The following is a 13,486-nucleotide window of genomic DNA, read 5'->3' on the forward strand; positions in this document are numbered from 1 at the left end:
AGCAACCATCGATAGCAATCACCTGTGTGGTCGGCACTTTTTCCAAGTGCCAGTCAGGGTCATCGTCCTTGACAGGAGACAACCATGACCAAAATTCCACCCCCTGCTTCCCCGACCCCAGCGCAAGCCAGGACGGCGTACGAGAACAAGCGCTACATGCGCGTAACGCGGGCAATGCCGGTCCCTTCGTTCAGTACCCCCCTGCTGCCGGACATCCCTGGCGATGAACCCAACATGCTGCCGCGCCCGCATGGTGTGCCGCTCGATGTGCAGGTCCCGCTCTTCGACATCACGGGCACTCCGGGCGACATCGTGAGTATCCGATTGCGCTGGAATGGACAGAACGTGGGGACCGCCGTGAGCCGCACCTTTCCGCTAAATGCGGCTGATTTTCCCCTCACCTTGACGCTAGCGGCGACCAGTACCACCAGCCATGGCAGGCATGAGCTGGGCTACCGCGCGACAATCTTCGGCAATGGCAACAACTCGGATCCTTTGTCCGTTTTCGTCGACAACCAGGCGCCGAACCTGGGCGTCAAAGGGGCGGAAGCTACCTTGCCGCCCGAGGTGGCGGACGGCATTACCCGAGAGTATCTGGACGCCAACAGCAATGAAGTGGAGATCACCATTCCCACCTACCAGGAAATCAAGCTCGAGGACAAGGTCGAAGTCTTCGTTGGCAGGAAATTTCCGGGTGCGCTCATCGACACGCTGACAATCAGTGACGTTACCGACCCGATCGTGGCAACTCTCCCCGAGGCGAATTTCAACGGGGAGGAGGGCCAGTACCTGATTTATTACAACCTGAGCGATCGCACGGGTAACACCGGTCCGGACTCACATTTCAAGGTCGTCAATGTGTTTCTGACGTTGTCGCCCGACAACTTGCAACCGCCGTTGGTCCCGCAAGCGGATGATGCCGAAGGCATCGATCTGGACGATGCCATCGCGGGCGTCGGGGTAGAGATCGAGGCCTATGACAATGCCTTGAGCAAGGACTTGATCCAGGTCTATTGGGATGGCAAGGCGGTTTCTGGACGGCTACCCGTTATCCCAGGGAGTTTCCCCTTGTTCGCCACCGTGCCATACAGCATGGTGCGCGACACGCCTCCCAACCCAGGGCCGAAGACGTCAAAAGTGACGTATGAGGTGATTCGGGATGAAAGGGTGTTTCCGGAGGCTGTCGGCCTGGACGTGGACGTCGACCTGACCGTGGCAGGGCCCCCTGACCCAGGTACAGACCCGGATCCAGGGCTGGGTAACCCGGATCTGGATCTGGTGACTGTGCAAGCTAAAAATACCGCCGACCCGAACAAGCTCGAGCCCGGCGACAACGGTGAGGATGCGACGGCCACGGTGCCACTCTACGTTGGCGCGGCAGCGGGCGAGATCATGCACCTGCTGTGGGCTGGCGTGGAAGTCGCCACGTATGAGGTCACTGGCAACGAAACTCCAGGCGATGACGTTACCTTCACCATCTCCTGGGCCGACATCGAAGCCGAGGGCAACAGCGCAGCCTTGCCGGTGCGCTATGAAATCAGCAACTCCGGCAACGGCAACCGCAACCGCTCACCGATCACGGAGGTTTCGGTCAATGTGCTCACTGCCACCTTGCCGGCAGTGAGCTTCCTTCACTGGTACTCCGAGGACCCTTCAGATCCCTTGGAGCCCAAAGTGCTCAACTGCAGTTCTCTGCGCCAGGTCGGAGGCGTCTGGGGGCTGGAGGTGCGTGTGCAGGGCGGGGAGCCGAAGCTGGAAGGCCAGACGTTGGCCTTCACCTATCAGGGTTGGGAGGATGACGCGGGTTCCATACTCAAACCTGATACCGAAGACAAGACCGTCACCAAGATTCCCACTGCCGATGAGGCGGCCAACGGATTCACCGTGCTGGTGCCTTACACCCCGGCCGTGCTGAAAACGCTCGATCGTTGGGGCAGTGTGACCTACGAGGCGGTGATCGACGGATTCCCCATCACTGCGACCCGTGATTTGCTGCGGGTATACATGGCGGTGCCCGGTGGAGGAACTTGCCCTTTGAGTTTCGGCGTGGCGGCTAAACGTAGATTGGCTGCCAAAGGTAGATAGGCAGCCCGCAGGAAGCGGATGACCGAGGCCGGCAAGCGCTTGCCTCGGTCATGCACAGCAAGGGGGATGATGAATGGAGTGCTCACGAGACCGGTGAAAATTCCTACTGCAAGAAGGGGGAATTCCTACATTGTGCCAACTCGCTTCTGCGTAGAGTTCAGCGCTTTTCCTTACTAGGCAACCACCTGCCATGAGTACACATCCTGAGGAGGGCAAGATGAGCAATGAACGGTACGCGAAGCGGGTCAAGGCAGGTATCACGGCCTGTTGGTTGCTGCTACCCACCACTGCCATCGCCGCCATCGTGGAGAATGGCGACACCTTGACCATCGATTCGACCACCGCACCGACGTTCTATCTGGTCCGCGGGCAGTCGACCCTCAACAGCCAGCCGGGCGCGGTGACCGAGTCGATCGCCATCACCGAAGGTTCCTCGCTCGACATGCGCGGTAGTACCGTGAACGGTGGCACGGACTATGGCGTGATGGTCAGCGAAAGCTCCGCGACCATCGACGCAAGCAGCATTTCCAGCGACTTCATCGGCCTGAATGCCAGCCGCACGCCCGCGGGCACGACCGGCTCGCAGGTGTCGGTAAGCAACAGCACGATCATCGGGGCCGAGGGGGGCGCCGAGGTGACGGGCCTGAGCACCCTGATCCTCGCCAACACGCAGGTGACCGGCAGCGATACCACGGCCAACGGTATCGACCTGCGCGGCGGTAGCGTCATGGCCATGGCCGGAACGGTGATTACCGGCGGCAAGAACGGGGTCAGCATCTCGCGCGACAGCAACAACGTCGGTGATTTCAGCCTGGCGCTCGACGGCGCCTCGGTGGTGGGGCAGAACGGTGCGGCAATCGCCGTGGTGGGCGGTGTCCAGGCCAAGGTCACGCTGGCCAATGGTAGCTCGCTGTCGGGCGCCAACGACCTGCTGCTGGATGTCTCGCAGGCCTCGGGAGTGGACATGTCGGTGCGCGACAGCGATCTCACTGGCGATTTCCAGGTCCGTGAGGGCAGCGACGCCACCCTGGCGTTTTCCGGCGGCAGCCTGACAGGCGACGTACTGGTCGAGCAGGGCAGCACTGCCACTGTGGCGTTGAGCAGCGGCGCGGTCCTGACCGGCCGCCTGCAGAATGTAAACAAGGTCGCCATCGCCAGTGGCGCCAACTGGACGTTGATAGACAGCCAGCAGGTGGAAGACCTGGCGCTCGATGGCGGCATCGTGAAGTTTGGTTCGGCCAGCCAGTTCTACCAGCTCGATGTGGCCAATCTGTCGGGCAACGGCACCTTCGTGATGGACGTGGACTGGGCCAGCAACCAGCACGATGTGCTCAATGTCACCGGTACCGCCACCGGCAGCCACACCCTGCAGGTGGCCGGCTCCGGCGTCGACCCTGCCAACCCCCAGGCCCTGACCCTGGTGCGCACCGCTGCCGGCGATGCCACCTTCGCCTTGAGCGGCAACCGGCCCGTGGACGTGGGCACCTATTCCTATCAGCTGCAATCCCAGGCCAATGGCGCTGGCGGCAGCGACTGGTTCCTCGATCCGAACACCAAAAGCCTCAGCCCCAGTACCCGCTCGGTACTGGCCCTGTTCAACACCGCGCCCACCGTCTGGTACGGCGAGCTGACCTCGCTGCGCAGCCGCATGGGCGAGTTGCGCTTCAACGGTGGCAAGGCTGGCGCTTGGGCTCGTTCGTACAGCAACAAGTACGACGTCTCGCCCCTGTCGGGCGTGGGTTACAACCAGGTGCAGAGTGGCTTCTCCCTGGGCGCCGACGCGCCGCTGCCCTGGGGCGACGGCCAATGGCTGGTGGGCGTGCTGGCCGGCCACAGCCGCTCCGACCTGGATGTGTCGCGCGGCACTTCGGGCAGCGTCGACAGCTACTACGCAGGCCTCTACACCACCTGGCTCGACTCGGCCAGTGGCTACTACTTCGACGCCGTGCTCAAGGCCAACCGCTTCCACAACAAGGCCAAGGTCAGCATGAGCGACGATACCCGCGCCAAGGGTGATTACGACAACGTCGGCCTGGGTGGTTCGGTGGAGTTCGGCCGGCACATCGTCCTGGCCGATGGCTGGTTCGTCGAGCCATTCGGTCAGTTGTCGACGGTGGTGATCCAGGGCAAGGACTATGGGCTGGACAACGGCATGCAGGCCGAAGGCGAACAGACCCGCTCGGTACTGGGCAAGGTCGGTAGCGTGGTCGGGCGCAACCTGCGCCTGGAAGGCGGCGCGGTGGTTCAGCCCTACGTGAAGGCGGCGCTGGCCCATGAGTTCGCCAAGGCCAATCGGGTAGAAGTCAACGACAACCCGTTCAACAACGACCTGTCCGGCTCGCGTGCCGAGCTCGGCGCCGGCGTGGCGGTGGCGTTCACCGAGCGGTTCTCGGTGCACGCCGACCTGGACTACGCCAAGGGTGAACATATCGAGCAGCCGTATGGGGTGAATGTGGGGCTGCGGTATAGCTGGTAGAGAGTGCGGCCTCGCCCAGCACGGATATCAGGCGCTGCTCTGCACTAAAGCCCCATCACGTTCGAATAGTCGCCTTTTATGGAAAGCCCGTATCCGCCCAGGTTCCAGACGATGATGCACCAGTTTCTGTTGAACCCCGACGATGTGGTCGTCCAGTTATGGTGCCCCCAAGGCCAGTTGCTCTTGTACTGCTCGTGAATCTCGTAGATTTCGGCTTGGGAGGGAAGTCTCATGCCCGCCGCGGCAACGGCGGATTGGGCGTTGCGGTAGATTGCGTTGCCGAAATGGCGGACCAGCCGGATCCCGCTCACGGTTACCGGGTAGCTACCGGAGCGGCCCGCACTATCCCGCACGGTGATAGTGGCTGCACCATTAGTACGGGCGTAGACAACACCATTGCTGTTGACCTGGGCTATGTTGGCATTGCTGGAGCTGTACGTATAAGGCGGTACTCCGCTGGAGGGGGTCCTGGTGGCGGTGGTTCCGCTGGGCCAGGCAATTGGATCGGTCTGCGGGGCGCCACTGGGCACGTATAGCTTGCCGCTCAATGTCACTTGGGACGAGTTCAGCACGAAGTCCGGGATCGGAGACAGCACGGTGAAACTGCGAGTATTCGAAGTCGGCTTGCCTGCATACATCGCCATAGCCTTGAGGGAATGCCCCCCCAGTGCCAGGCCGGTCACGGCCCGGCTCCAGTTGCCGGCGCCGTTCACCGCCGCCACCCCCTTGCTGGTATTGCCATCGAACACTTCCACCTGTTCATTGGCTGCCGCGCTGCCGGAGGCCGTCACACTGGTATCGGTGGTCGAGCCGCCGTTGGTCACTTCCCCTCGCGAGTCGCGCACGCTGGTCAGGGTCGGCGTCACTGCCGCCTTCACGGTAAACGACCACAGCCCGGACTCTTTGCCGTTGCCATACAAAGCCTGTGCCTTGAGCGCGTGGCTGCCAATAGAGAGCCCAGTCACCTGTCGGCTCCAGATACCGTTGCCATCGACAGCGGCGCTGCCCTTGCTGGCCGCACCGTCGAACAGGGTGATTTCCTGCCCGGGGGCTGCGGTGCCCGACGCCGTCACCGTGGTGGCATAGGTGCTGCCCAGGTTGCCCACGCTGGCGCCTTGAGGGTCGACCACACGTGTGATGTTCGGCGCCACGTCGGCCGTGACGTTGAATTGCCGCAAGCCGGACTCGGGCTGACTGCCATAACGGGCCCGTACCTTGAGTGGGTGGGCTCCCTGGGCCAGGTTCTGCAGGGCAGTGCTCCATTGCCCGTTGCTACCCACCGTCAGCGTGCCTCGGGACTGGTTGTTATCGAACAGTTCGACCTCGAGATTGGCGGTTCCCGTGCCCGTCACGCTAACGCTCTGCTCGACGGTATAGCCATTGGCCGGTACCTCGCGACGCGAGTCGCGCACACTGGCAATGGTCGGGGTGACGGTGGCCGCGACGATGACCTGCCAAAGGCTGGACTCGTTGCCCGTGCCATACAATGCCTTGGCCTTGAAGGCATGCGTAGCCACCGCAAGGCCAGACACCGTCAGCGTCCAGGCCCCAATGGGGTCGGTACTGGCCCGCCCTTTGGACACCGTGCCATCGAACACTTCGACCTGGCGCCCGGGGCTGGCAAGCCCGTCGAGGGTGAGGGCGGTGTCGATGGTAGTGCCGCCGTTGGCCACGTTGCCCCTGCTGTCGCGCACGGCAATGATGCTCGGGGTCAGGTTCTCCAGTACCTCGAAGCGCCGCGGTTGCGAGATGTGCCCGCTGCCGTCCAGGGCATGGGCGGTCAGCACGTAGGCCTTGGGCGCCAGGCCTGAAAGCACCAGGCTCCAGCGGCCGTCGGCAGCGGCCTGGGCGGGCCCCTTGGACTGATTGCCGTCGAACAGCTCGACCTGCGATTCCAGGGTCGCGGTGCCGGTGAGGGTGACCCGGCTCTGGAAGGTACTGCCGCCATCGACGATTGCACCGTCGGCATCCTCCACCTGGGTAATCACCGGTATCACCCAGTCATGGTGGGCCTTGAAGGTATAGGGCCGTGGCGGCAAGGGCAGCGCGCTCGTTTCGACGGCATTGTCGGCGAAGCCTACCTTGCAGCGTGCGACGAGGGGCGTGTCCTGGCCGAGCAGGGCGAGGCTGGCGCGCGGCACCGGCTGGTCAAGGCCGTCACGCACTTGCGTGGCGCTCAATGGCGCCCCATCGAGCAGGTCGATGCGCTGTGGGCCGCCGTTTGCGTTCGCGCCCTCCAGGAACAGCCAAACCCGCTGCCCCTCGATGATGAAGGGCCAGGGAGGTGCGACCGTGCAGCGCGCATCCCCGGCAAAGGTGGCCAGGTTGAGCACGTTCGCCTGGGCCTGGGGGATTGCCGGGGTGGGCAGGTGCTGATCGGCGATGGGGATGATGGTCAGCAGGGTTGGGGCCGACAGCTTCTCGCGGCTGTAGCGCTTGACGACATACGCCACCGTCACCTGCTGGCCGATATTGGCGCCGATCACCCTGGCCGGTACCTTGAACTGCACCTGGCCCGAGGCGCTGGCGGGCTGTTGCTGCTCCGGCGGCGTGCCGCTTCCCGGCGTGCCCAGCCATCTCAGGGTGATCAGATCGCCGAGCTCCATGCTCGGATACCTGACGGTGACCGTCACGCCCGTGCTGGCCTGCATGGGGTCGAGCTGGTTGTTGCTCGCCTCATCCACCACTGGGGGGGGCAGGTCGCCGATCAGTCGACCAATCACCAGGTTCAGCACGGCTGAATACTCGAACTGCCCGGTGCTGGCCCGTTTGAGGGTGTACAGCACCCGCACGGTGCTGTTGAGGTTGGCCTCGATCAATTGACGGACGATGGGGAAGATGACCGGCTTGCCCGCGTTCGAGGTGGTGATGGGGATCCAGTCGTTGGCGCTACCCTCGTCGGCATCGTCGCCCAGCCAGTACCAGGTGAGGATGTCGCCCTTGAGCGTGCCGGAGTAGCTGACGCGCAAGGTCACGTCGCCGGGGTGCAGTTCGGGGTCGAGCACACCGTCAGCGGCTTCATCCAGCGTAGGCGCCGGCAGTTGGGCGGGCAACGGCGCGATCACCACCTTCAGGTGCGAGGACTGGCGGATCGCCTGCAGGGCCGTCGCATCGTTCATCACCTGGTAGCTCAGGTCCAGACTGCCACCGGCCAGCAGGCCGATGTGCTCGGCGGTCACACCCTGGTAGATCGGTTTGCCCTTTTCGTTGTTCGACACGATGTGGACGACTTCGTGCAGGTGCGGGGTGCCGTCGGCGCGGGAGCCGAGCCAGATGATGTTGATCGCGTCACCGACTTCCATGCCCTCGTAGGCCGGGATCACCGCGTGGGCACGCTCGAGTGTGGCATCCAGACGGTCGCCGATCAGTTCGAAGATCGACGGCGCGGGCAGTGGCGCATCACCGACGATGCTGATGTTGGCACGCTTGGAGGACAGCTGCGGGTCGCCATTGACCGGTGTGAGCACATAGGAGGCGACGATACGCCCTTTGGCGCCCTGGCGGACCACCTGATTGGGGATTGGCACCTCGACCACGTCCGGCAATTTCACGACTGTTTGCGCAACGGTATCCTTGGCGATTTCCTGGTCGTTGTGCAGGGTTACCCAGGTCACCGTCACTGTATCGCCGTAGGCGAAGGTAGGTGCGCGGGCCACCAATTGCACCGTGGCGTCGGCATCGCCCAGCACGCTCAGGTCGAGGATATCGTTGGGGGCCTCTTTGACGAAGGGCGCATCGAGTTTCCAGGCGCCGGCTTCCACGCCGATCACCGTGCGCAGCGACCAGTCTTCGGAGAAATTGCGCACCTCGTCGTGCACCTGGTAGTGCACCCGCAGGCTGGGGCTGTCGCCTGCGGCCAGGATCGTCGCCTGGTCGACGTTCAACGTGACCGGGTCACGTCCGCCAGCTTCTGCTTCGCTTACCGTATGCAGCAACGGCACATTGCCCCAGTGCAACTCGATCACATCCCACGCCGCGCGGTTGTCGTACCAGCCCACCTCCACGGGCACCCCGCGCGCCGCCCAGGCGGCATCCACGCCATTGTCGACCACGTCCTGCGGCAACTTGGGCGCGGGCAATTGCGAGTGCCCTGGCAGATGCGGGTCACGGTCATAGTCGCCCGGCAGGTCCAGCTTGATGCGCAGGCGCAGGGCGATCGAGTCCTCGGGCGTGGCGGTGCCGTTGCGGGTGAGGCGGTACAGCACCTGCTCGGCCCAGCTGTCCTGCGGTTGTTCGCCTGTAGTCAGTTGTTCGAGTACTTGCCCGACCCGATCGGTTTGTCCGTCGAGGAGGCGACAAACAAGCCGCAGCAGTTGCCCGAGATGGCTTGCCCGAGCGCGGACCAGCCTGCGCAGCATCTGGGCCGTCCAGGCATCGGGCAGTGGCAGGTACAGCATGATTCGCGTGTTTTCCTCGCCCGCCGCCACCGTGTGGCTGGCCAGCACCTGCCCATCCCATACGACCTCCAGCCTGTCGCCAGCCTGCATGCGCAGGTAAGGGTCGATGAACACCAGCAGCCCTTGGAGGAACTGCGTGGCCATCTGCAGATTGATCCCGCCATCGGCGTCGTGCACAGGGGATGGCATGCCGACGATCAACAACGGGCGAAGCGCCAGGGGCAGGTTGTCGGAGCCCTGTGGCGGTAAGTGGCTCAGGGGAGGTTGGCTCATGGGCAAGGCTCCTCGTGGCTGGAAGTAGGCACGCTCGCGCGAGGCGGCGAGCAGTGCGTCGTGGTAGCGGGAGCGCCCGCTGCGAGCTGGTCGGCGGGGCGGTAGGAGAAGGTGTCGCCGGCCCCAAGGGCCATGCGCACCACGGGCAGGAACCTTTGGGTCTGGTTGTAGAAGTCTCGCTGGATGAACTGTGCCTGGGGTAAGCCAGTGCTGTCGCCAAGGTAGTACAGGGCGTCGATGGGCAATCGCTGGGGAATGCCGACAGGCCAGGCCGCCATCATCAGCTCGTTCCAGTCGGTACGGCTGGGGAGTTCCCGCCTGACATCGATGCTCAGCTGGAACTGAGCGGGTGCGTTGCTGAACGCACAGCTTTGGCCTGGCGTGCTTGCATAACGGGCCTTCCACTGCTGCACGCTGTGAACGCCGAGCTTTTCGCACTCACCACGGAACGTGCAGGGATCAGGGCTGCCGGAGGTGCCGGCATTGTAGGGATAGGCGCAGCGCAAGGTGGGACGGTACGCCATCGGGGCACCCAGTTCACGGAAGGTGAAGCCGTAGGGCCGGGAGAACACCGAGCGAATGTCCACATCGCTGCGCGCATAGGAGAACGAGACACCGTTGTTGGCAATGGAGCCTGGGCTCGGGTCCCAGGCGTGGAACGCGGTAGTCGCCAGGTTGGAGCGAAACAGCACCCCGTTGCAGTTGAACGCGGCGCTTCCACCGGCGCAGGTGCTGGTGGCGTTGGCGAAGCGCTGCTTGAGTTGCTGCGCCACCTGGTAGCCGATGTACAGCTGGTCCTGCAGGTCGAAGCCGAACACCTGGTCGGCCGGTTGGGCGAGGTCCATGCGTACGACCGGCAGCCAGTCGCCCGTGGCGTCGAACCAGGCGCGCTGGTCCTGCTGGGCGGCCAGCAAGGCGCCCTTGGTGTGCCGATCGTAGACCAGCGCCTGTATCGCCAGCCGCGTCGGGGCCTGGGCGTCCCAGTTGCGCAGCAGCACCTCGACCGGTTTGTCGCGCCGCTCGCCAAGCTGCTCGTGGGCTTGCAGGGTGGAGAGAAATTGCGTGCCATTCTCGGCATTGAAGGCACACTGTTTTGCGGCATCCTGGCCCTGGCTTTGATAGTGCGCGACCCAGCTGGCGGCGTCGTCGACGCCCAGCGCTGCGCATGAGCCCAGGTCCGCGCGGGCCCGGGCAGCGACCGGCGCGCAACCCATGCTGGGCCGCGCCGGAGCGTCCGTTGTCGGCAGGGGGTGGCTGCACAGTGATTCGTAAGGCTTGCCCTGGCTCGCGGCGCTGAACAGATCGGCCAGTACCGCGCCATGACTGCGCGGCAGGCTGTCGCTGCCCAGGTCCGCCCGCAAAAAGTGCAGGCGCCGGCTGCCGCGTGCCGTGGCTGCGGCATCGTGTTGCCAGAAGGCACCTGCACCGGGGTTGTCGATCAGCAGTACGCCGGTGCATTGCCAGGCCGGCTTGTCGACCGCGCAACGGTTGGACGTGGCGCGATAGCGGTTGTTCAGCAGCTGTGCGGTTTCCGGGCCGGTGACCGCGCAGGTGCCTTGTTGCCGGCAGGTGGCGGCAACAGGCGAGCTGCCTGGCATCGCCAGTGGCGTGGCCTGTCGGGTACAGCCGCCGAGCAACATGATGCCGGTGGCCAGAAGCACCAGGGGTAGGGTAAGACCTTTCATGCTGGAGGCTCGCTCGCTGGTGGGCGTCAGCTGGCCAGGCCAACGGCCTGCAGCATCGTGCCGGTGTCGTGGCTGCTGGCATTGCCGTTGACGTCTGTGCCATTGGGGTCGTAGGCCCAGGCGGTACCTGCGCCCAATGGGTCCGCGGCCCAGAATGAATAGTTCAGCCAGCCCGCGAAGCTGGCCACGGGCCCAGTCTGTGGGTAGTAGCTCTGCCACAGCGCCTTGAGATCGGCCAGTGGTACCTGGGCAAGCCCAGCCTGTGTACAGGCGGCCTGCATGCCGACCCAGTCGCACGAGGCGCTGAGAAAATGCACCACCCGCATGCCACTGATGATCAGGCTGTAGGATTGCGCCTGCGCGTTGCTGTCGGTGGCGGTGATGCGGCAGGTGCCGTTGGCCAGGGCAGTCACTTCGCCATTGGCGTCTACCTGGGCGATGTCTGCGTCGCTGCTGGCGTAGGTGTAGGGCGCGCGGCCCCAGTCGGCGGCGCGGCGCATGCGGGCCTGCTCCGGTACCGTGGGCGGCGGGTGCCCGGCAATGGAGAGGTAGCCGCTGCCGCTGAGGTCCAACTGCGCGGCCTGGTCGAAACCGCCGGAGACGATGAGGGTCAGCACTGCGGTATCCTGCCCGCCCGCGTGGAAAGTCACCTGGCAGGCAACATCCAGCGTGGCGCCGGCAGCGGCGACGAACAGCGCCTTGGGCACGTCGTAGAACACTGGAGGCTCGCCGCGATCGACCATGCCCTGGTTGACCACCGTGTAATTGGTGTAATCGCCCACCGTCAGGTCCACGCGATCACGGTAGGCCATGCCGTTCCATACAGGCAGGCGCACCGTGGCGCCTGTGGCAGGCACATCCCGTGGATCCAGCGTGTTGCCGTTCGCCTCGACGACCTCGGGTGGGATTAACGCGCGGGCGCTGCCGGGGGTGGGTACCGTGGTGCTGGTCAGCCACAGCCACAGCCTTTTGATCCATTCGACGTTCATGCCGTTGTCCTCGGTCGAGTTCAGCCCTGCTTGTGTGTTGCCCCAGCCTGCATGGCGCGGCCAAGCGCCCCGGACTTGGCCAGGTACGACACCTTGCCGTCGAGCAGATGCCTTACGCTGCTGTTGTTACCGCCCCCTAGCGGGTGGCCCCAGGCGATCACGCGGCTGTCGGCCGTGAGGGAGGCGAAGCCGTGGCTGTTGGCATACACGGCGATGACGTTGGTCAACTGCTCGACCTCGGCAGACAGTGTTCCGCCTTCGGTGGCACTGCCCCAGGCCACCACCTGGCCGGTCTTGCGCAGGGCGGCGAAGGCATTCGCAGAGCCGGCAATCTGGATGATGTCGTCCAGCGCAGCGATGGCGGGAGGCACTACGCCACCGGTGCCCTCGTCCCCCCCCCAGGCGACGACATGGCCATTGCCGCGCAATGCGGCGAACGACTGCTTGGTGGACACCACATGAACGATGTCCGTCAAGCCGCCGATGATACCGTCCAGCGTGCCGCCATTGTCGGCGTATCCCCAGGCCACCACCTGCCCGGTGGCGCGGCGTGCCGTGAAGGCCAGGTCGTTGGCGCAACTGAGCTCGACGATATCGGTGAGCGCGGCAATCTCACCAGGTAGCTCACCACCGAATCTCGCCTCGCCCCAGGCCACCAGCCGTCCATTGCCACGCAAGGCGGCAAAGGCCATGAAGGCGCCGAGCACTTCCTTGATATCCCGGAATCCCCCGATCTCGCTGGGCACGCTGCCGCCGTTGGCGGAGTTGCCCCAGGCCACCACCTCGCCGGTCTGGCGGATCGCGGCGAAGGCGAAGGCGGTTGCCGCCAGGCTGCGCAGGTCGGTGAGCACCTTGATCGGATCCGGTACGGTCCCACCGTCTGAATGATCGCCCCAGGCCACCACCGCGCCTTGGTCGTTGATTGCCGCGAACGTATTTCTGTTGCCGCAAACCTGGGTATAGGTGTGCGACGGCACTGGGCTGATACGGCCCCACGCCACTACTCGGCCGCTGTGGGTGCGTCCGGCGAAGGCGATCCCCGTGCAGCTCACCTCGTTGATGTCGTTCATGGTGATGATGTCTGACGGTATGCTGCCGCCATAGCTCGGGTTGCCCCAACCGATCATGTCGCCGCTGTCACGACGAGCGACGAAGGCGGCGTCACCCAAGGTGAAGGTGCGCATGCCATTGCCGATCAAGTTGGGGGTATTAAGGGTGACCAGGTCATCGGCGGTCTGCACCCGTAGCAAACGGCCCGGGTCGGTGTCGCGCCAGGTGGTGCTCGGCAGGCTCCAGCCGGTATCGCCGGCATACTGCCATTGGGCGGCCAATGGCTTGCCGGTATTGGCGTCGAGGGCACTGAGCAGTCGCCAGTTGCCCGAGGCACAATAGGCACCGCGTGCCCAGCGCGCCCCCATGACGCGCAACGAGCCGGTTACCAGGTTGCTTTTGACATCGTAGGCCGCGGTTGCCGAGGGGCCTTCCGTGCCTCCTGCCTGGCGCACGATGCTGTAGTCCAACTGCACGTTGGCGCCATCGTTGGCCTGGACCAAGGTATGGGGGGCAATGAGATCGAGCTGG

The 13,486-nt window shown here is 64.6% G+C and carries 5 protein-coding genes and 1 pseudogene; 2 read left to right on the plus strand and 4 right to left on the minus strand.

Features of this window, described 5'->3' with window-relative positions; translation table 11 throughout:
• Positions 1 to 84 precede the first annotated feature (84 nt).
• Positions 85 to 2,085 (plus strand): hypothetical protein, encoded by a 2,001-nt coding sequence (locus tag DM373_RS08280; protein ID WP_110993083.1) that lies wholly within the window; start codon positions 85 to 87, stop codon positions 2,083 to 2,085.
• A gap of 217 nt (positions 2,086 to 2,302) precedes the next feature.
• The gene (locus DM373_RS08285; protein ID WP_157966820.1) at positions 2,303 to 4,561 is read left to right on the plus strand and encodes an autotransporter outer membrane beta-barrel domain-containing protein; all 2,259 of its coding nucleotides are present in this window, start codon (positions 2,303 to 2,305) and stop codon (positions 4,559 to 4,561) included.
• Positions 4,562 to 4,605: 44 nt separating this feature from the next.
• Here DM373_RS08285 and DM373_RS08290 read toward each other — a convergent pair whose 3' ends face one another.
• The 4 genes and pseudogenes from DM373_RS08290 to DM373_RS08305 all read right to left on the minus strand — a co-directional run.
• Positions 4,606 to 9,231 carry an Ig-like domain-containing protein gene (locus tag DM373_RS08290; protein WP_110993085.1) on the minus strand — a complete coding sequence of 1,542 codons (4,626 nt, stop codon included), beginning with the start codon at positions 9,229 to 9,231 and terminating at the stop codon, positions 4,606 to 4,608.
• Positions 9,228 to 10,916: a hypothetical protein gene (locus tag DM373_RS08295; protein ID WP_157966821.1), complete on the minus strand. Its 1,689-nt coding sequence runs from the start codon at positions 10,914 to 10,916 to the stop codon at positions 9,228 to 9,230. The genes DM373_RS08290 and DM373_RS08295 overlap by 4 nt, the downstream gene beginning before the upstream one ends.
• A 26-nt stretch (positions 10,917 to 10,942) precedes the next feature.
• Entirely contained in the window at positions 10,943 to 11,905 is a 963-nt protein-coding gene (locus DM373_RS08300) for an Ig-like domain-containing protein (protein ID WP_110993087.1), read from the minus strand.
• A 20-nt stretch (positions 11,906 to 11,925) separates the two neighbouring features.
• Positions 11,926 to 13,486: pseudogene (locus DM373_RS08305) on the minus strand (hypothetical protein); the annotation flags it as partial.

This window comes from Pseudomonas sichuanensis (genome assembly GCF_003231305.1).
In the GTDB taxonomy this organism is placed as follows: domain Bacteria; phylum Pseudomonadota; class Gammaproteobacteria; order Pseudomonadales; family Pseudomonadaceae; genus Aquipseudomonas; species Aquipseudomonas sichuanensis.

Excerpts from the sequence above, each read along its gene's own strand:
- DM373_RS08280 (WP_110993083.1), top strand. The coding sequence starts at position 85 with ATGACCAAAATTCCACCCCCTGCTTCCCCGACCCCAGCGCAAGCCAGG.
- DM373_RS08285 (WP_157966820.1), top strand. The coding sequence starts at position 2,303 with ATGAGCAATGAACGGTACGCGAAGCGGGTCAAGGCAGGTATCACGGCC.
- DM373_RS08290 (WP_110993085.1), bottom strand. The coding sequence starts at position 9,231 with ATGAGCCAACCTCCCCTGAGCCACTTACCGCCACAGGGCTCCGACAAC.
- DM373_RS08295 (WP_157966821.1), bottom strand. The coding sequence starts at position 10,916 with ATGAAAGGTCTTACCCTACCCCTGGTGCTTCTGGCCACCGGCATCATG.
- DM373_RS08300 (WP_110993087.1), bottom strand. The coding sequence starts at position 11,905 with ATGAACGTCGAATGGATCAAAAGGCTGTGGCTGTGGCTGACCAGCACC.